Below are 17,622 nucleotides of genomic sequence, written 5' to 3' on the forward strand. Positions count from 1 at the left end.
GCGGTATCTTGGGTAACACCAGAAAAGTAGTAGTGGAGTCATTTTGTGCGTTTTGTAGGGGCAAGAAAGAGGCTGGCCAGAGCGAGAAAAAGCCCGTCCGGCATCGTGTGCCGCCAACCGCCTCGGCTTGTCTGTAAACAGAGGAGGGCCCATGTCTATTGGAATGCTGGCGTTATTGGCGGTCATACCCATCATTGTGGCCTTGGTACTGATGGTGGGCCTGCGCTGGCCCGCCACGAGGGCCATGCCCGTGGCCTGGCTGGCCTGCGTGATCTGCGGCCTGATCGGCTGGAAACTGGATGTCATGTATCTTTTGGCGCTTTCCCTGCAAGGCGTGGTCATAGCCGTGGGCGTGTTGATCATTGTCTTCGGCGCCATTCTTATTCTATACACCCTGGAAAAAAGCGGCGGCATGGAGACCATCCAGTACGGCATGCAGAATGTGAGCCGCGACCGTCGTCTTCAGGCCATCATCATCGGCTTTATGTTCGGCGCGTTCATTGAAGGCGCGGCGGGCTTCGGCACGCCTGCGGCCCTGGCCGCGCCCCTGCTGCTGGCTCTGGGCTTCCCGGCCATGGCCGCGGCCGTGATTTGCCTGGTTTTCAATTCCGTGCCCGTGACTTTCGGCGCGGTGGGCACGCCTGTCATCGTGGGCTTCGGCTTTTTGAGGGGCCCGGTGGCCGAGGCCGTGGCCGCCAATCCCGGTCTTGGCTTCAGCAACTATGAAACCTTCATCAAATCCATCGGCGAGTGGGCCACTTTTATGCATGCGCCCATGGCGATCATTATCACCATTTTCATGCTCGGCTTTCTGACCCGCTATTTCGGCGCTGAAAAGTCCTGGGCCATTGGTTTTCGCGCCTGGAAATACTGCGTGTTCGCCGCGGTCTGTTTTCTGGTTCCCTATCTGCTTTGCGCGTGGCTGCTCGGGCCGGAATTCCCCGGCATGCTCGGCGGCCTGATCGGCCTGGCCGTGGTGATCTGGGGCACCAAGAAGGGCTTTTGCGTGCCCAAAGACGTCTGGGGCTTCGCGCCGCACAGCGACTGGGATCCCACCTGGTCCGGCACCGTGCCCCTGAACACCAAGACCGAGTTCCAGCCCCGCATGAGCCAGTTCATGGCCTGGCTGCCCTATGTGCTCATCTGCGCCCTGCTGGTCATTTCCCGCGTGCCCCAGTTGGGCGTCAAGGCCTGGCTCTCGGCGCAAAAGCTGAGCTTCACCGACATTCTGGGCTTCAAGGGCGTGAGCGCCAGCATTGATTACCTCTATGTGCCCGGCACCTTCTTTATCGTGGTGGCCCTGTTGACCGTGCTGCTGCACAAAATGCCCGGCTCCGCGGTTTCCGCGGCCTGGTCCGAAAGCTTCCGCAAGATGAAGGCGCCGACCATCGCCCTGATTTTCGCCGTGGCCCTGGTCGCCATCTTCCGGGGATCCGCCACCAACCCCCTGGGCGCTCCGTCCATGCCCCTGGCGCTGGCCCAGGCCGTGGCCGAGGCCGCCGGCGGCATCTGGCCCGTGCTGGCCGCCTTTGTGGGTGGTCTCGGCGCCTTTATTACCGGCTCCAATACCGTATCCGACCTGATGTTCGGCGAGTTCCAGTGGAACATGTCCCACGCGCTGCATCTGCCCACGCAAATCATCGTGGCCGCGCAGGCGGTCGGCGGAGCTATGGGCAATATGATCTGCGTGCACAACATCGTGGCGGCCTGCGCGGTGGTGGGCCTTTCCGGCCGTGAAGGCGAAGTGCTCAAGCGCACCTTCTGGCCTTTCCTGCTCTATGGCGTTGTGGTGGGCATCATCTGCTGGGTGCTCGTCGCGGCTAATCCCAACGTCTATTAAGCTTAAGCTGTAACCTACGCGGTCGCGTCCGGTCTCTCCGGAGAGTGCGCGGGAGAGCCCGGGCGCGGCGGCGTAACAAAGCCGTGCCGCTCATGTTTCCATCCGTGATCGCCATTTGCGCGGGCGCTTCGGCGGGGGCGCTGCTGCGCTGGCTGCTGAGTCTTGCGCTGAATCCCCTTTTTCCCGCATTGCCTGTAGGCACTCTGGCGGCCAATCTGCTCGGAGGCTATTGCATCGGGCTTGCGGTCGGCATATTCGCCCTTCTTCCTTCCATCGGCGCGGAATGGCGTCTGCTGATAATCACCGGCTTTTTGGGCGCGCTGACCACATTTTCCACGTTTTCAGCGGAAGTAGTCAGCCTGATCCAGCAAGGCAGATTGTTCTGGGCCGCAAGCGCGGTTGTTCTGCATGTGTGCGGTTCGCTGCTGCTGACCTTTCTGGGCATAGGCACATGCGCCCTGCTGCGGCTTTTTTTGAATAAAGCGTTTAGCTAATGAAATTAGCTAAACGCTCTGGCAAAAAGTTCTAGAGCAGATTACCTTTGACTTTTTATGAAAGTCAAAGGTGGCATTCAGGCGAAAAACGCGGTTTTCGCCTGAATGTACGCCGCGTTGCGGCGGCTGCCGCTTTCGCGTCAGCAGAGCATTTTCAAAGAGAAAATGCTCTAGCTCGCGGGCAGCGAGGGAATGCGCCACCAGTACCAGAGGCTGACCAAGGTGTTGTCCTGAGGCTGCCATTCGCCACTGTTTTCAAAATGGTTGAGGACTTGCTTCTCAATATCGCTCTGCGCCTGATCGGGATTCTCGTGTTGCTTGAGGCGAAAGAAGATGGCAAGGCACTCGAAAAGGCTGAAGCAGTCCTCATCATTGCTCAAACCTGTATTCAGCAGATTGACGAATTCCTGGTAAAAAGGATTGTTCTCATCCACGCAGGCGTCAAAAACGGCTGTGTGGTCCAGAAGGTATTTCAGGCCACGGCAGAACAAAAGCTGGGTCGGGTCTGAAGAAACATGGGCCAGCCGTGCGGAATACAGCTTTTTCATGGCGTCCTGATATGCGGAAAGGGGCATAGTTTCGCTCCTGTACAGGTGAATTTTGTTTGATTATAGTTCATCTTCTACAAAAATCCATGTTTTTTTACTTATAAAACGATATTGAAGTAATTTCAAGTTGTTATCAAAAAAAAGCCGACACTTCAGCCAGCGCCCTGGGAAGGAACTGAACTCCGAAGCTGCCGTGAGGGCTTGCCTGACAAAAGTTGCTAATTCAAGCTGCGGCGTGGTTGCAGATACTGCGGCTGAAAAAGCAGACGGTAACGTTTGGCCGGAGAAAGATGAGCTGGCTTGGCCACCTGCCCTTCAATGGACAGGGGCTTCTCGGAGAGGCCGAAGGGCTGTAGTTGATCCGGGGCCAGAGCCATACGCGCAAGCCCCTCGCCGGTGAGATAAATCACGGGCATGCTGCTCGCGGCGCTGCCTGCCATAAGCACTGTGCCATTGCCTGCAAACGGCGGACCGCCGTTGAACGGCCGCGCCGTCGTGGCGTTGAGCAGGCTGGGCATGCGCAGATCCGTTCGCCGCAGGACTTCCAGAAAGTCATTGCCTGTCCGGCCCACAAAGGTAACCAATGAGGAACCGTCGCCGTAAACCAAAAGGCTCACAGGCATGGTGCCGCCATGAATACCCATGTACGCGGGGCGCGCGCCGGCGGGCATGATTACCCATCCCTCGCCGCCGAATCCGGCCTTGCCGGAGGGCGTTGCCGCGCGAACAACCTGACACAGCACTGCCAGCAGAATACAGAGCACACAAACGCTGATTCTTTTCATGCCGTTATCTGAAACTTCCCATGCAGCCGCATCGGGGCGTCTTTTTCATCGCCCACTGCCGGCATGAGTGTTACTCTGCCTGGGGCCGGGCCGTTTCTTTTTTGTTCGCAAGTACGGGCGCTTTGCGAGCGCGGCAAACCGACGCCGAGGGATCTGACCAGTTCAAAGGCTAGTGATTCGGCTCCCCCTTGTCAAGCAAGTTGCGGCGTGCTTGCCGCCCGCGCCAGGCAACGCGGCAGGTGTGCGTGGGCGGGCTTGCAGTTCAACGCCGGGAAGGGCGCTGCCCGGCGCGTTTCGCAGGCGGGGCGGGCAGCACGGCCGAAGGCTGCGGGGCAGGCGTCAGGTCAGGGGGAGGCGGAATGACAGGCAGGTTCTGCGTGCTGCCCAGATAGTGCAGAAAAAAATCGCTCAGCGCATCGTCCAGACGCCGATGGATGTCTTGCCGCTGTTTTGGCGTGACCGACAGGCAGAGCTCCGGCAGCTCGGCTGCCAAAGATTCAGGGCAGGAGGACATCAAGGCCCCGGCATCAGCATCCCGCAGGCTGAGATAGCGCGGCTTGACGTCCATCAGCTCATATAAGGCCCGCACATGCCGGGCAGGCCGGTTTATGGTGTCGGCTTCCGCAGCGATCAAGAGCAGCGGAGGATGAAAAAAACGAAACGAGGCAGAACCGAAAAGCATGCCGAAGGCCGGAGCCGCGGCGGCCACGGCCTTGATCCGCGGATCGGCCAGGCTTTTTGTCAGCGGCAGGCTGCGGCAGAGCTTGTCGATGCGGATCTTTGCCCAGGGATTGCAATAGACGTCCTGGCGTCCGGCGCGGGTACAGTAGTCTGACCAGCCTTCGCAGTCGGGAAGAGCGCCGCCCAGCAGGAGCGCGGCAGCGCCACCCGCGCCGAAGCCCAGGACGCCGATGCGGTTTTTGTCGATGCTGGGCGCAAGTTCCGCATTGGCCGACAGCAGATCAATGACGGCGGAGAGCTCACGGGCTCTGCTTTCCAGTTGCGGCCAGGTGAACAGCAGATCCATATTGTCCATGCAGTCGCCCCAATGAGTGGGCGCGGCAACGACAAAACCGCAGGAGGCCAGCCAGGCCGCTGTTTCATGATAGGAAAAGCGGGTGCCGGGCGAAGCGTGGGAAAGCAGCAGCAGAGGAAAGCGCCCCGCAACGGCTTTGCCGCCCGGCGCCGCCGAAATTTCCCAGGGCGCGTAATTCAACAGGCGCGCCGGGCGGATGGAAGGATACCATACGTTGATGTCCAGCCGCAGCTTGTTCTCGGCCGACCATTCTCCCACTGTCCGAAAGCCCACATGATAGGAGTCCGCGGCGGCCGCGGGCCATGCGGCCGCGAGCGGCAGCAGCAAAACGATCAAAAACGAAAAGAAGCCAAAGGGACGGCGCATGGCTGTTGTTGTGCCACAAGCCGCCTTGCTGTACAAGAGTGGCGACCGGGCGGGCTTTTCCCGCAAGACCGGTATCCTGTAACGTAGAGCGTTTTAAAAGCAATATGCTCTAAAGTCCCTCTGCTGTGGAAGCTCAAGGGCAAGGAGACCTCATCTCATGGAGATGATCAGCCATTTTTTGGACTTTGTGCTGCACATCGACGTACATTTGTTTGAGCTTGTGGAGCAGTACGGGCTGTGGATCTACGCAATTTTGTTCATTATTATTTTTTGCGAGACAGGCCTTGTGGTCACGCCCTTTCTGCCCGGCGATTCCTTGCTTTTCGCCTCCGGAGTGGTAGCCGGGGCCGGGCTCATGGGCTATGGCCAGGTCATGCTTGTTCTCCTGGCCGCCGGTATTCTGGGCGACGCGGTGAATTACTGCATCGGCCGGCATGTGGGACCGGCCATCTTCGCCCGGGAAAGCCGCTTCATCAAAAAGGAATATCTGCTCAAAGCCCATCAGTTTTATGAGCGCCACGGCGGCAAGGCTATTGTACTGGCCCGCTTCATTCCCATAGTGCGCACGTTTGCGCCCTTTGTGGCGGGCATTGCGCTGATGCATCCCACCACCTTTTTTTTCTTCAATGTCTCCGGCTGCGTGCTCTGGGTGGGAGCGCTGGTTTCCGCGGGCTTTTTTCTCGGCAATCTGGCCTGGGTGCGCGAGAATTTCAGTGTGATCGTCTATGCGATTATCGTCCTTTCCGTGTTGCCGGTAATGATTGAAGTGATCCGCGCCAGATGGGGGCGCGCAAAGAGCAAAAGCGGCGGCACTGATCCCGCCGGCGGCCCGGACGCGGGCTGAGCGCGTCTGCCCTGCCGCCAAAGTGAAACATGCCGCAGCGCCGGCGGAGCGCCGCCTGCTGAAATTCCTGTGCGCTTGCCGGCGCGGCGTCCGCAATGCGCAGGCAATGCATGGCGGAGTTTTTGACGCATCTCATGCGCCAGGCGTTCGGGGGACGGGACGAGGTCAGCGCAGCACGGTCAGGCGTCCGTCTTCCATGCGCGCTTCGCGATTGATGCAGAGCGGCGCGTCCTCATCGTGGTGCGAAACATACACGAGATGGATGCGCTTTTCAGGATGGTCCGCCACGGTATCCAGCACATCCAGGTAGCGGGCGCGGCTTTCGGCGTCCAGGCCGGAACAGGGCTCGTCCAGCAGCAGAATGTCGGGATCGCCCGTCAGGGCTCTGGCCAGGAACAGGCGACGCACCTGGCCTGTGGAGAGCAGGCGGATGGATTGGGCCGCCACCCGGTCCGCGCGGCCTTCCGGAAAAAGCGCACGGATCAGGCGCAGGGCCTGGTCTTTCTCGTGTTCTGTAAATTGGCGGTACAGGCCGATACTGTTGTCAAAGCCGGAGCAGACCAGCTCCAGGCCGCTGAGCGTGAACCCATAGAGAGCCTGGGAAAGATCCGAGACCAGCCGCACGCCCTTGCGCACCTCGGCCAGGGTTTGCACACTGCCGCCCTGGCGCGGCAGCCAGCGGCGGATCCGGCCTCCGGCAGCCGCAAATGCATCACCGGCCAGCAGGCGCAGAAGAGTGGATTTGCCGGAACCGTTGGCCCCGGTGACGCGCCAGTGCTCGCCTTCATGCAGGCTCCAGGTGAGATTGTGTAACACCTTGCGCCGGTCAATGAATACCGAGACGTTTTCCAGATCCAGCAAAATGCGGCTGTCGGCATTGGAGACCGGCTGCGGCGCGCGCGGCCCGGTCTTTGGGGCAGGGGAGGGGGCAGGGCCGGGCGCGCGGCTTTGTGCCGGAGCAACGGCATGGAGGCGGCCCGCGTCAACATACAGGCGGCCGCGGCACCAGGCCGGTATCTCGCCGGGACGGTGCGCGGTGAGAATCACGGTGCAGTTTTTTGCGCAGTCTTCCAGAGCGTCGGCAATACTGCGCCTGTGCGCGGCGTCCAGGCCGTCGGCCCACTCGTCCAGCAAGAGCAGGGCAGGCTTGCGCACAAGGGCCCGTCCCAGCAGAAGCAGGCGCAGCTGGCCCTGGGAAAGTGTGGGCGCCAGCCGGTCCAGGAGGCTCACGGCCTGCAGACGGGCGGCCGTCTTTTCCACGATAGCCTCCTGGCAGGCGGCCGTTTGCGCATAAAGCAGAGGCGTATCGTCAAAAGCGGTGAGCAGCAGCTCCCTGCCGGTGATCTCCCAGGCCCGGCGCTGGTAAGTTTCCTGCTGGGACGGAGAAACCAGGGCGCTCATGGCTCTTCCGGCCAAAGGCGATTCTTCGGCTCCTTCCGCCGTATGCCAGTAGATATGGCCTTGCGCGGGCCAGAGCTCGCCGTGCAAAAGGCGCAGAAGCGTGGACTTGCCTGAGCCGTTGGGGCCCAGCAGGGCGCAGTGTCCGCCGCGCGCAATCTGCCAGTCAATGCCGTGCAGTACGGTTTCCTGCGCAGGATCGCCGGGCAGAAAAAGACTGACGTGATCCACTGTGACCAGCGGCGCTGCCGCGTCGGGGCCGGACAACGACTGTACTGAAAGGAACGGACTGGTTTTCGGCATACGCGCACTCTTGTCAAAAGCGGCCGGGATCTGCGGGCCGCCATCCGGTCGCTCACGGGGGGGAGCCGGGAATCTCGTCCAGAGCATTTTCACTTTGAAAATGCTCTGCTGACGCGAAAGCGGCAGCCGCCGCAACGCGGCGTACATTCAGGCGAAAACCGCGTTTTTCGCCTGAATGCCACCTTTGACTTTCATAAAAAGTCAAAGGTAATCTGCTCTAGAAGGGCTGCGCCGTCATGCGGCCCTTTTCAAAGATCACATGTTCCGTAAAGCCAAAGGCCCTGGCGTAGGAGGCCAGGCGCGCAAAGCCATAGGCAATGTCGTCAACGCCGTGAGCGTCCGAGGCAAAGCTCACGGGCACATGCAGCTCGGCGGCCAGGGCCATGATCGGCGGGGCCGGGTATATTTCGCGGCAGGCCTTGCGCAGACCCGCGGAGGAAATTTCCATGGCCATGCCCGCGTCGCGCAGGGCCGTGAGGCAGCGGCGCAGCAGTTGGAGGCTCTCCGGCCTGGCAAGCCAGATATGAAATTGCTCCACAGAGAAAATTTTAATCAAATCCGGGTGAGCCGCAATATTGAAGAGCCCGGAGCGCAGCATCTGTTCCCAGGCCGTGAAATAGGCCTGATACTGCGCTTCGCATTCCTCCTGGGAAAAGGTCTGCCAGGGCCCGGCGCCGTCGTCAAAGCCCCAGCGCCCGATAAAGTGCACGCTGCCCAGCAGGTAATCGAAATCATGGGCTGCGCAGGAAGCGCGGGTAAAGTCCTCGCGGCCGTCCAGCCAGTCTATTTCCATGCCGAAGAGCACGCGGCAGAGACCGGCTTGCCCTTCACGCGGCGCGGCTTTGAGCGCGAGCACCTCGCGGACGTACTCCGGCAGGCGCCGGGTCAGTTGCTCGCGGTATTCATGCAGATAGTCAAAGCCTTCCGGGCGCGGCGAGTGCTCGGAAAAGCCCAGCAGCGTCAGCCCCTTGTCCAGGGCCGCGGCGTACATCTCCGCGGGCGTGTTCGCCCCGTGGGAATAGGCGGTGTGGGTATGCAGATCGACTGTGAGCATCTTCGGCTGCCCCAAATACGCAAGTTGCAGGAAAAAATAAAAAAATTTATGGGAGAGGAGCTTGCCTCCTCTCCCATAACGCCAGAGGAATTTTGTCCGCTGGCAAGGCAGGCAGGCGGCCTGACACAGCCAGCGGGCAAAAGAACATGGCGTCAGGCAAGCAGCCTTTTGACGATTTCCTGCCCGGCCCGCCGCCCCGCGCCCATGGCCAGGATCACCGTGGCCGCGCCGGTGACGATGTCGCCCCCGGCAAAGACGTTGGGCAGGGACGTCTCGCCGCTTTCCTCATTCACTTTGATGTAGCCCCACTGGTTTTGTTCCAGGCCGGGCGTGGCGTCCAGCAAGATGGGATTGGAGCGCGTGCCCAGGGCCACAATGGCCAGATCCGTGGGCAGATCGTAAACCTCATCCTTGATCGGCACCGGGCGGCGACGACCCGATGCGTCGGGTTCGCCCAATTCCATCTTCTGCAGAGTGACCGAGGTCAGGCGCATTTCCGCGTCGCCGTTGAAACGCAGCGGCGCGGAAAGCATGGCGAACTGCACGCCCTCTTCCTCGGCGTGCTCGATCTCCTCATGCCGGGCCGGCATTTCCGTCTTGGTGCGGCGGTAGACGATATGCACGTTTTTCGCGCCCATGCGCAGCGCGGTGCGCGCCGCGTCCATGGCCACGTTGCCCGCGCCGAAGACCGTCACGTTTTTGCCGGGAAAGGCCGGCGTGTCCTGCTTCGGGAAATCATACGCCCGGCCCAGGTTCACGCGGGTGAGGTATTCGTTGGCCGAAAACACGCCTACCAGATTCTCGCCGGGCACGCCCAGAAAGACCGGCAGGCCCGCGCCCACGCCAATGAAGACCGCGTCGTATTCCTGGCGCAGCTCTTCCACGCTCACGGTGCGGCCGCCCACATAATTCAGATGAAAATCCACGCCCGCGCTGTGCAGGCCGTTGATTTCCGTGGCCACCACGTTCTTGGGCAGACGGAAGGCCGGGATGCCGTAGATCAGCACCCCGCCGGGCTCGTGCAGAGCCTCAAAAACGTCCACCTTGATTCCCGCGGCCGCGCACACGCCCGCGCAGGTCAGGGAAGCCGGGCCCGATCCGACGCAGGCCACTTTTTTGCCGCATTGGGGCACGGCGCAGGCATTGGCGCCGGTAACCTGCTCGCAGGCCGTGGTCGCAATGTATGTGTCGGCCACAAAGCGCTCCAGGCGGCCGATGGCAATGGGCTGGCCCTTGGCCTTGAGAATGCATTTGCCCTCGCACTGGCTTTCCTGCGGGCAGACCCGGCCGCAGACCGCGGGCAGGCTGTTGGTGGTCTTGATGATCCTGTACGCCGCGTCCATGTTGCCGCGCGCCACTTCGGCGATGAAGTCGCGGATGGGCACTTCCACCGGGCAGCCGGTGACGCAGAGCGGCTTTTTGCACTGCAGGCAGCGGGAGGCCTCGGCAACAGCCATTTCCCTGGTATAGCCCAGGGCCACTTCCGCAAAGTTGGAGCGCCGCACGTCGGCGGGCTGGCAGGGCATGTCCACCCTGGGGGCAAGGTTTTTTTTGGGCTTCTTAGTTTCCATGTCCGCACCTGCTGTATGAGTCAATGGAGATTTTTTCCTGTTCGCGGTAAGCGGAAAGACGGCGGCGCAATTCGGGAAAGTCCACTTCATGCCCGTCAAATTCCGGGCCGTCCACGCAGGCGAATTTGGTTTTGCCGCCCACGCTCACGCGGCAGGCGCCGCACATGCCGATGCCGTCCACCATGATCGGGTTGAGGCTGACCGTGGTCTTCACGCCGAAGGGGCGGGTGGTGTCGGCCACCGCGGCCATCATGGGCACCGGACCCACGGCCACCACCTCGGACACGGTCTTGTCCGCTTCCAGCCGATCGCGCAGCAGATCCGTGACCAGGCCCTTGTGGCCGCGGCTGCCGTCGTCCGTGGAGATCAGCAATTCGTCGGCAAAGGAGGAAAGCTCTTTTTCAAAGAGCAGCAAATCCTTGCTGCGCGCGCCGATAATGCCGACCACCCGGTTGCCGGCGCGGGAGTGGCCCTTGGCAATGTGGTGCATGGCGGCAATGCCCGTGCCGCCGCCCACACAGATCACGGTGCCGTGTTTTTCAATGTGCGTGGGATGGCCCAGAGGGCCGCAGACGTCCAGGATGGCGTCACCTTCCTTGAACGTTTCCAGCACGGCAGTGCTCTTGCCCATAACCAGATAGACGATGGTGATGGTGCCGTTGGCGGCATCCGTATCCGCGATGGTCAGAGGGATGCGTTCGCCCTGCGGGTTCATGCGCAGCATGACGAAATGCCCGGGCCGCGCTTTTTGGGCGATCTGCGGCGCATGGAGCACCAGTTTGCTGGTTTTGCCCGGGATCAGGCTTTCCTTGTGCAGAATGGGTGTCGGCATAGACTCTCCTGTGCTGCTTGTGAGCCTGCCCCCGCGACGCTCCGTTTGTTTGCGCCCACGCAATACCTGTTTTTATTGCGTTCGCGTTACGCCGGAGTGCGCTCTCCCCATAAAAAGCCTTTCTTTTCCGGCAGAGAGCGGCGTTGCCCGTGGTGCGGACAGGCCCCGGAGCGTTTCAGCAAAACACTCCGCCGACGCACGTGCGCCGGCTGCGAGGCAATGTGAATTCGGCAAAAAAAACCGCGCTTTTCCGCCGAAAGGGTTATGAACCGCGGGGAGGCTCAAAACGGTCAGCATGGAAGCATCACGGGTTGGAATGGCGGCGAAACGCTCCGACGGCCCCCAAGAGCGCCGCCCCGCGAAGGGGCCGGAAAAAGACTCGCGGCCCGGCCCGCGCGGCGTGGAGCGCCGTTTTGCTTTGCCGGATCCGCACGCCCGCGCGCATCCCATTGGGGGAGAATCCGCGCGCAGGTAACGTCTGGCCGCGGGCGCGGCCTTGCTGTGCAGAACCGGCGTCGGGCAAGGCGAGGCTTTGCCCGGCACGCTGATTTATGATTGTTGCAGGCATAGTATCCATGAAAAAGCTCCCTGGCAAGCGCCCGCGGCCGCGCAAATCTTTTTTTTCACAGCGCTGGCAGGCAGATAGCCTTGCCATTTCTTGATTGAACGCTCAGTGAAAATTTTTTTTAAAAAAATTCCTAAGGTAAATTTTGGGCTTGCCGATAAGAAAAATGTTGAGTGGGGAAAGGGGAGAGCGTATAACCGTAAAGGAGGCGAGTCAGGCGACCCCCATTGCAGGGAAGCAATGATCCATTCAGGGAGGAATGGTCATGTCGCTTATACGTACCGACGAATCCCGAACGGACAAAAAGCAGCCGGACAGCTTCGATCCCGGCGCGCAAGAGGAATTGGCGCAGGTTTCGCGCTATCTTGCGGTATTGGAAGAAAACAGAGGGGCCAGCCGTTTTGTTCTGGACGATGCGGCACTGGCCCTGGATATGGCCGGTTTTGTGAAAAACCGGCTGCACAAGGGGCATGCCGCTCCGGCAAGCCCCCTGGCGCGCCTGGCTCTGGCCCTGGTGCACAAGAGCCCGGAGGCGTGCGAGCAGTAAAGCCGATCATCATGCCCGCCGACCATGCCGCCAGGCCGTGACGCAATACGGCCCGCTGGCACAAAGGGCATTCGCAGCCGCACTGTGAAATGCTCTGAAAAACGGCCGCCGCAAGCGCGGCGGCAAGGCCGCATGTGGAAAAATCCGCGCCGCAAGCGCGGCAGCAACCTCAACATACCGTCATGTTTCCGTGACATGAGGGGGATTCGCAACCGATTCGCCATCCAGTTGATTCTCCGCTCAAAACCAGGGAGGGGCCGTGGGGGCCTCTCCCTTTTTTGGTGCCGGGCTGTGCTCTACGCCTTGTCCTCCTTGCGGCGCTGCGAGATGGGACCCTGCGAAACGGGCCGCCTCTAGAGCATTTTGCTTTTGAAATTATTCAATTTCAAAAGCGGCGCTGCCATCATTTCGCGTCCAGAACGCGGTCTGGACGCTCATTCGGCGCGGGCGTCCGCTCCCGCGGCCGCCAGAGCGGTTGCCGTTTTCAACAGCAAACCGCTCTGGCTCGCTCATGGACGTTGCTTCCGGGAAAAACTCTGTTTTTTCCCGAAACGGAAACGTTGCAAGTTGGAAAAATTTACAGGTACTTTGTTCTACTTCCGGAATCCGTGCTTGAAATCTTCGGCATACAGGCGCGAGGCCGCGCCTTTTTTCAAGGCAGCGGGCAGAACGAGAAAAACAACCTGCCGGGTAATGCCGTGCGCCGCCACGCTGTCGGCCAGCTCGCCAAGGCGGGTGCGGATCAGTTTCTCCTCGGGCCAGCCCACCCGATAGGCGCAGAGCACCGGCGTTTCCGGGGGCAGGCTGCGGGAGAGCTCTTCCTGCAAGGCCTGGGCCTCGTGCGCGGAAAGATAGATGGCCAAAGAAGTTTTGTGCGCGGCCAGGGCGGCCAGGCGCTCACGTTCAGGCACGGGCGTGCGGCCCTCCATGCGGCTGATGATCAGGCTCTGGGTCGCTTCCGGCACGGTAAAGGTCACGCCCGCGGCGGCCGCGGCCGCGCAGGCCGCTGTAACTCCGGGAATCACCCGCCAGGGGATGCGGTCCCGGTCCAGCAGGGCAGCCTGCTCGCGCAGCGCGCCATAGAGGGAGGGATCGCCCGTGTGCACGCGGGCCACGTTCTCTCCGGCCAGAGCCGCATCGCGGACCAGAGCATGACATTCCGCCAGCGTCAGGGGCGCGGAATCCGCCACTCTGGCCCCGGCTCCGGCGCAGGCCACCACTGCCGGGGGGACCAGGGAACCGGCATAGAGCACCAGCCCGGCCTGCTCAATGGCTTTGCGCCCCTTGACGGTCAGCAGTTCGGGATCCCCGGGTCCGGCTCCGACAAAAGAAACCAGACCCGGCCGCACCGTGTCTTGCTTGTTTTCCGCTGTGGGCATCGGTACTCCTTTTTTGCGTCGGCGTTGCGAGGCTGCCCGGCGTGACCGCCTGCACCCCGGCGCGGCGTTTGCCGTGCGGCGCGCGGGCTGCGGGCAGGCAGAGGGGATTGATCAGCTCGCGTTGTGCGCGGGTTTTTGCGCGGCCAGCAGAAAAACCGGATTCAGCGCCGCCAGATGCAGATCCCCGCCCAGCTCGCGAGCCTCGGAAGCCTGGATCTGGACGATCTCCAGCGGCCAGCCCAGACGTTCCAGAAAGCGGCGGCTGCCGCAGAGCGTATCCAGCAGCACGCACGCGGCCACAAGCCGCCCGCCCGGCGGCAGGCGGTGGCAGACATGCCCCAGAATATCTTCGGCGTCTTCGCCTGACAATCCGCCGCCGATAAAGACCCGTTGCGGGTCCGGGAGGGCGGGCAGACATTCCGGGGCCTGCCCCAGGCAGACATCCAGCGTGGCGGCCCCGAAGCGGCGGCGGTTTTCCTGGATGCTGATGGCCCGCCCGGCGGATCGCTCCACAGCCACGACACGGCCTTCATGGGCCAGCACAACGGCCTCCAGAGCCATTGCGCCGGAGCCTGAGCCGATATCCCAGACCACATGACGCGGTTTAATCCGCAGCAGGGAAAGCGCGGCGGCGCGCACCGGCCGTTTGGTTATCAGGTTGCCTTCAACGGCAAGCTGCGTCGTGTCCAGGCCCAGATACGGCGCGCGCGGCCTGTCGTTGGGAACCAGCAGCAGGGTGCAGGCCGGGCCGAAAGCGCGGCAGGCCGTTTCCGAAAGACTGAGCTGGTGATGCGCCTCATCCGGCGCGCCCATGCGCTCGAAAATATGGGCCGTGAACCAGTCCACCCCGCGATCCAGCAGATGCCGGGCCAGCACGTCCGGGGTCATGCGCGCATCGGTCAGGATGCAGAGCGGCGCATCCTTGCCTGCGGCCCTGTTCAGGGGACCGAGATCGTCGCGCCCGTGCAGCGAGAGGCAGATTACCTTGTGCCAGGGCAGGGCCAGTCGCGCGCATGCCTGTTGCAAGGAGCTCACGGCCGGGAGCAGGCGCACGGTTTCCGGGCCCAACTGGCGGGCAAGCGTCGCGCCGATGCCGAAAAAAAGGGGATCGCCGTCGGCTAGCACCAGCACACGCTCACCGGCGGCGCGCAACTGGCTCAAACGGCTGAGCACAGGCTCCAGCGGCGCGGTCAGAGGCAGAACGCGGGCTTTGGCTGCGGCGAAACCGGCCAGCAGGGCCTTGCCGCCGCAGATCACGTCAGCCTTTTCCACCAGGGCGCGCTGTTCCGGGGGCAGGGCCGCAAGATCCCGGCCGCAGCCGCAGGCCAGGCCCAGCACGGTGATTGGTTCCGGCGCGGGCGTGGTCGGCTCAAAGACAAAAAGCGAGTGCAGCATTGTGGTCAGGGGCGGCCAGCCGTCCGGCTCCGGGACCGGGCAGGCCGCGGCCTGCCCGGTGTCCGCCTCCGGCCGCTCCGCGCAGGAGCCGGAAAGAGATTCCTGAACTTCGGCAACATCAATGCCGGGGAGCGCAGCCTGTTTTTTCATAACGCCAGCAATTCCCTGCCGTCAGTGTGGAAAAGATGCAGACCCACGGGACGCCCCGCGAAGTTCCGCGCCGTGCGGGCCGCGCGGCGGCCCACGGCCGTGAGCGCCGCCGGACCGGCCGGATCCGCCAGAATATGCTCCAAAGCGTGGGCCGCCGTCACACAGCGGGCCACATCGCCGGCGCAGGCCAGACCCTGGCGGGCGCAGATTTCGGCCAGATCCGCCATGTCCAGCGCGGCGTCGCGGGCATGGGTGGAGGCGTGCCCCTGGGCCAATTTGACCAGCTTGCCGAAAAAACAGCCCCAAAGTATCCGCGAAAAGGGCAAAGACCCGGCCGCGCGCAGCGAAAAGCGCGCAAAATCAGCGACCTGCACGAAACTCTGGGGCGCAAGCTGCGGATAGCGGGCCATGAGCAGCTTTTCCGAACGCCGCCCGGTAGTCAGGCACACGGTTCGGCAGCCTGTGGCCAAGGCCACGCTCAGGCCCTGCTCGATGGTGGCCCGCCAGGCCGCATGGCTGAAGGGCCGCACTGTGCCCTGAGTGCCCAGAATGGAAATGCCGCCCACAATGCCCAGGCGCGGATTAAACGTGCGCCGGGCGATTTCCCGGCCCTGGGGCACGCTGACAATGACCAGCAGCGGCGGGCAGCGCAACGGCGCGCGCTCCGCGGCATACAGGCTCAGGGCAAAACGGATCTGCTCCTGCGGCACGGGATTGATGGCCGCTCTGCCCACGGGCACGGGCAGGCCCGGCAAGGTGACCCTGCCCACGCCGGGGCCGCCCTCAATCTGCACGAAGCCGGGCTCTTCGGGCCTATGGCGCGGCTCCGCGCCGGGATCCTGCCGGACAATCGGAACCTGACTGCCGGCGTCTGTTGCAAAATCCGCCCCGCGGAACACAACAGTGGCCGTGATCAGCGCGCCGGAGGTGGCGTCGGGATCATCGCCGCCGTCTTTGCGGACGCAGGCGTGCGCAATGCGGCATTGGCTCGCGCCGGGCGACTCTTGCGCGGCATGCGCGGCGTGCGGGGTCACGCGCCGATCCCCAAGCTCCGGCGCAAGGCCGGGCGCGCAACAGGCCACGGGCAACAGACGCCATTTGTTCGGGCAACTCCCCGCGAATACGGCTTTTTGCCCGTGAGGCGGCGGCGTGAACGGCGGCAGGGGCACGCGCACCGTATGCGGGGCGCGACCCTCGCAGAGCAGGATCAACGCGGCCAGAGCCGCGCCTGTGGCAGCTGTGCCCGTGGTAAAGCCCTCGCGCAGCGGCTGAGCGTGCGAATGGCGCGTCACGGCCTGTTCAGGCCTCATCCTCCGGCAGCCAGACGCGTCCCTGAGCCACCAGGGAAACAGGACCGTCCACGGCCGCCAGATTTTCCTGCCCTTCCGTGAACAGCCGCACATCCAGGGCCGATCCGCCGGGCTGCATAATCGAAAAGCTCCTGCGCGATCCCGATCGGGCCAGGCAGAGCGCCAGGGCCAGCGCGCCCGATCCGCAGGCGCTTTCCAGGCAGGTGGTCTGCGCGTCGCGCACATGAACCAGGGGCAGCATGTCCAGTTGCCCCTGGCGCTCGCGCCACCAGATCACCCCTGCCGCGGCCTCGGCAGCCAGGCCGTGCCGCTCGCGCAGCAGGGCGGCGGCAGCCGCGCAATCTTCGGGAAGGCAATGCACCGCGGCATTGAGCAGAAGATGGGAAATGCCCGGCAGACGCACCAGATGCAGCCCCTCACCCAGGGGCGTGATCGGGCAGGCCGGCATGCGCAGCCTCGCCTCAACCTGCCAGAGCGGAGCGCAGCCGCGCGTAAAAAGACGCAGCGGGCTCTGCCAGCCGGAAACCCGCACCTCATACCGGCGTTCCACCATATCCACAGCAGCGGCCGCGCGCTTTGCCGCGCCGGCCAAGGAGCCCTGGCGCAAGGCGCGGGCCTCCTCCGAGAAGGCCAGCAGCGCGCCGAACGCCCGGGAGGCATTGACGCAAAATTCGCCTCCGGCCATGCGCAGACGCAGCTCGCGCTGATCCGTAAAACCCGCCTGCTCGCCCCCCAGATACTGCGGATGCAGCGCCGCACGGGCCAGCCGGGCCTGCTCGCGGCTGCTTCTGCCTTCTGCCGGGAAAAGCAGGGTCGTGTTGCCGCCGGGGCTCCATTTGGAAAAGTTCAGTGCGGGCATGCCGACTTCCTTGCTTTGCATAAACGATGCGCCATCCCGCGGCAAATGCGCCGTCGGCGGATCTGCCTTGCGGGCGCTGCGTGACGGCCCGCAGGCGGCAGCGCCCAGGTGCAGGGCCACGATGGCGTGCGCCGCAGTTTCTGCCATCTGCAAAAAAAGTATGCCTGAGCCGGGCCGCGCTGTCCAGCGCAGCGCAGAGAAGCGGCGAGCCGCAAAGGTTTGCCAATGTTCATGCCGGGCTTGCCCAGACCGCGCCAATGCGCGCTGCGAGCTCATTTCCCAATTATCACTTGCGGTTTTTCGTAAAGCCGGGTATGGAAAAACCAGTTGCCGCCTCCATGCCCTG

At 63.0% G+C, this 17,622-nt stretch carries 15 protein-coding genes; 4 read left to right on the forward strand and 11 right to left on the reverse strand.

Annotated elements, in window-relative coordinates:
• Positions 1–151 precede the first annotated feature (151 nt).
• Together G7Y51_RS00945 and crcB are read left to right on the forward strand one after the other, a co-directional pair.
• Positions 152–1,840, forward strand: coding sequence for an L-lactate permease (locus G7Y51_RS00945; RefSeq protein WP_165174550.1), 1,689 nt, complete (start codon positions 152–154; stop codon positions 1,838–1,840).
• 92 nt (positions 1,841–1,932) lie between these two features.
• On the forward strand, positions 1,933–2,334 hold the full coding sequence (gene crcB, locus G7Y51_RS00950; protein ID WP_165174551.1) for a fluoride efflux transporter CrcB: 402 nt from the start codon (positions 1,933–1,935) through the stop codon (positions 2,332–2,334).
• Positions 2,335–2,504: 170 nt separating this feature from the next.
• Here crcB and G7Y51_RS00955 read toward each other — a convergent pair whose 3' ends face one another.
• From G7Y51_RS00955 to G7Y51_RS00965, 3 genes are all read right to left on the reverse strand, one after another.
• A complete protein-coding gene (locus G7Y51_RS00955; protein WP_165174552.1) occupies positions 2,505–2,909 on the reverse strand; it encodes a hypothetical protein in 405 nt (134 codons plus the stop codon).
• Between the two features lie 191 nt (positions 2,910–3,100).
• Positions 3,101–3,667, reverse strand: coding sequence for a hypothetical protein (locus G7Y51_RS00960; RefSeq protein WP_165174553.1), 567 nt, complete (start codon positions 3,665–3,667; stop codon positions 3,101–3,103).
• A gap of 262 nt (positions 3,668–3,929) precedes the next feature.
• Complete coding sequence (locus tag G7Y51_RS00965; protein ID WP_206214222.1) at positions 3,930–5,069, reverse strand: hypothetical protein; 1,140 nt, start codon at positions 5,067–5,069, stop codon at positions 3,930–3,932.
• 157 nt (positions 5,070–5,226) lie between these two features.
• Between G7Y51_RS00965 and G7Y51_RS00970 the strand changes: the two genes are divergently transcribed.
• Positions 5,227–5,913, forward strand: a complete 687-nt coding sequence (locus G7Y51_RS00970; RefSeq protein ID WP_165174554.1) for a DedA family protein — start codon at positions 5,227–5,229, stop codon at positions 5,911–5,913.
• Positions 5,914–6,078: 165 nt separating this feature from the next.
• Here the strand turns inward: G7Y51_RS00970 and G7Y51_RS00975 are convergent, their stop codons facing one another.
• From G7Y51_RS00975 to G7Y51_RS00990, 4 genes are all read right to left on the reverse strand, one after another.
• Positions 6,079–7,614 (reverse strand): ATP-binding cassette domain-containing protein, encoded by a 1,536-nt coding sequence (locus tag G7Y51_RS00975; protein WP_165174555.1) that lies wholly within the window; start codon positions 7,612–7,614, stop codon positions 6,079–6,081.
• A gap of 217 nt (positions 7,615–7,831) precedes the next feature.
• On the reverse strand, positions 7,832–8,668 hold the full coding sequence (locus G7Y51_RS00980; protein WP_165174556.1) for a histidinol-phosphatase: 837 nt from the start codon (positions 8,666–8,668) through the stop codon (positions 7,832–7,834).
• Positions 8,669–8,820: 152 nt separating this feature from the next.
• Positions 8,821–10,239, reverse strand: a complete 1,419-nt coding sequence (gene gltA, locus G7Y51_RS00985; protein ID WP_165174557.1) for an NADPH-dependent glutamate synthase — start codon at positions 10,237–10,239, stop codon at positions 8,821–8,823.
• Entirely contained in the window at positions 10,229–11,071 is an 843-nt protein-coding gene (locus G7Y51_RS00990; RefSeq protein ID WP_165068741.1) for a sulfide/dihydroorotate dehydrogenase-like FAD/NAD-binding protein, read from the reverse strand. The genes gltA and G7Y51_RS00990 overlap by 11 nt, the downstream gene beginning before the upstream one ends.
• 830 nt (positions 11,072–11,901) lie before the next feature.
• Here G7Y51_RS00990 and G7Y51_RS00995 point away from each other — a divergent pair.
• Positions 11,902–12,183, forward strand: a complete 282-nt coding sequence (locus G7Y51_RS00995; protein ID WP_165174558.1) for a hypothetical protein — start codon at positions 11,902–11,904, stop codon at positions 12,181–12,183.
• A 593-nt stretch (positions 12,184–12,776) separates the two neighbouring features.
• Here the strand turns inward: G7Y51_RS00995 and cobM are convergent.
• The 4 genes from cobM to G7Y51_RS01015 all read right to left on the reverse strand — a co-directional run bounded on the left by cobM (position 12,777) and on the right by G7Y51_RS01015 (position 17,276).
• Positions 12,777–13,562, reverse strand: coding sequence for a precorrin-4 C(11)-methyltransferase (gene cobM, locus G7Y51_RS01000; RefSeq protein ID WP_165174559.1), 786 nt, complete (start codon positions 13,560–13,562; stop codon positions 12,777–12,779).
• Between the two features lie 111 nt (positions 13,563–13,673).
• Complete coding sequence (cbiE, locus tag G7Y51_RS01005) at positions 13,674–15,107, reverse strand: precorrin-6y C5,15-methyltransferase (decarboxylating) subunit CbiE (protein ID WP_165174560.1); 1,434 nt, start codon at positions 15,105–15,107, stop codon at positions 13,674–13,676.
• Positions 15,104–16,417, reverse strand: coding sequence for a cobalt-precorrin-5B (C(1))-methyltransferase CbiD (gene cbiD / locus G7Y51_RS01010; protein ID WP_165174561.1), 1,314 nt, complete (start codon positions 16,415–16,417; stop codon positions 15,104–15,106). The genes cbiE and cbiD overlap by 4 nt, the downstream gene beginning before the upstream one ends.
• Positions 16,407–17,276: a hypothetical protein gene (locus tag G7Y51_RS01015; protein ID WP_165174602.1), complete on the reverse strand. Its 870-nt coding sequence runs from the start codon at positions 17,274–17,276 to the stop codon at positions 16,407–16,409. The genes cbiD and G7Y51_RS01015 overlap by 11 nt, the downstream gene beginning before the upstream one ends.
• Between the last annotated feature and the right edge of the window lie 346 nt (positions 17,277–17,622).

Source organism: Desulfovibrio sp. ZJ369 (assembly GCF_011039085.1).
Taxonomy (GTDB): Bacteria; Desulfobacterota; Desulfovibrionia; order Desulfovibrionales; family Desulfovibrionaceae; genus Desulfovibrio.

What these genes read in the sequence shown, in the direction of transcription:
- G7Y51_RS00945 (WP_165174550.1), top strand. Translation starts at nt 152, where the DNA reads ATGTCTATTGGAATGCTGGCGTTATTGGCGGTCATACCCATCATTGTG.
- crcB (WP_165174551.1), top strand. Translation starts at nt 1,933, where the DNA reads ATGTTTCCATCCGTGATCGCCATTTGCGCGGGCGCTTCGGCGGGGGCG.
- G7Y51_RS00955 (WP_165174552.1), bottom strand. Translation starts at nt 2,909, where the DNA reads ATGCCCCTTTCCGCATATCAGGACGCCATGAAAAAGCTGTATTCCGCA.
- G7Y51_RS00960 (WP_165174553.1), bottom strand. Translation starts at nt 3,667, where the DNA reads ATGAAAAGAATCAGCGTTTGTGTGCTCTGTATTCTGCTGGCAGTGCTG.
- G7Y51_RS00965 (WP_206214222.1), bottom strand. Translation starts at nt 5,069, where the DNA reads ATGCGCCGTCCCTTTGGCTTCTTTTCGTTTTTGATCGTTTTGCTGCTG.
- G7Y51_RS00970 (WP_165174554.1), top strand. Translation starts at nt 5,227, where the DNA reads ATGGAGATGATCAGCCATTTTTTGGACTTTGTGCTGCACATCGACGTA.
- G7Y51_RS00975 (WP_165174555.1), bottom strand. Translation starts at nt 7,614, where the DNA reads ATGCCGAAAACCAGTCCGTTCCTTTCAGTACAGTCGTTGTCCGGCCCC.
- G7Y51_RS00980 (WP_165174556.1), bottom strand. Translation starts at nt 8,668, where the DNA reads ATGCTCACAGTCGATCTGCATACCCACACCGCCTATTCCCACGGGGCG.
- gltA (WP_165174557.1), bottom strand. Translation starts at nt 10,239, where the DNA reads ATGGAAACTAAGAAGCCCAAAAAAAACCTTGCCCCCAGGGTGGACATG.
- G7Y51_RS00990 (WP_165068741.1), bottom strand. Translation starts at nt 11,071, where the DNA reads ATGCCGACACCCATTCTGCACAAGGAAAGCCTGATCCCGGGCAAAACC.
- G7Y51_RS00995 (WP_165174558.1), top strand. Translation starts at nt 11,902, where the DNA reads ATGTCGCTTATACGTACCGACGAATCCCGAACGGACAAAAAGCAGCCG.
- cobM (WP_165174559.1), bottom strand. Translation starts at nt 13,562, where the DNA reads ATGCCCACAGCGGAAAACAAGCAAGACACGGTGCGGCCGGGTCTGGTT.
- cbiE (WP_165174560.1), bottom strand. Translation starts at nt 15,107, where the DNA reads ATGAAAAAACAGGCTGCGCTCCCCGGCATTGATGTTGCCGAAGTTCAG.
- cbiD (WP_165174561.1), bottom strand. Translation starts at nt 16,417, where the DNA reads ATGAGGCCTGAACAGGCCGTGACGCGCCATTCGCACGCTCAGCCGCTG.
- G7Y51_RS01015 (WP_165174602.1), bottom strand. Translation starts at nt 17,276, where the DNA reads ATGCCCGCACTGAACTTTTCCAAATGGAGCCCCGGCGGCAACACGACC.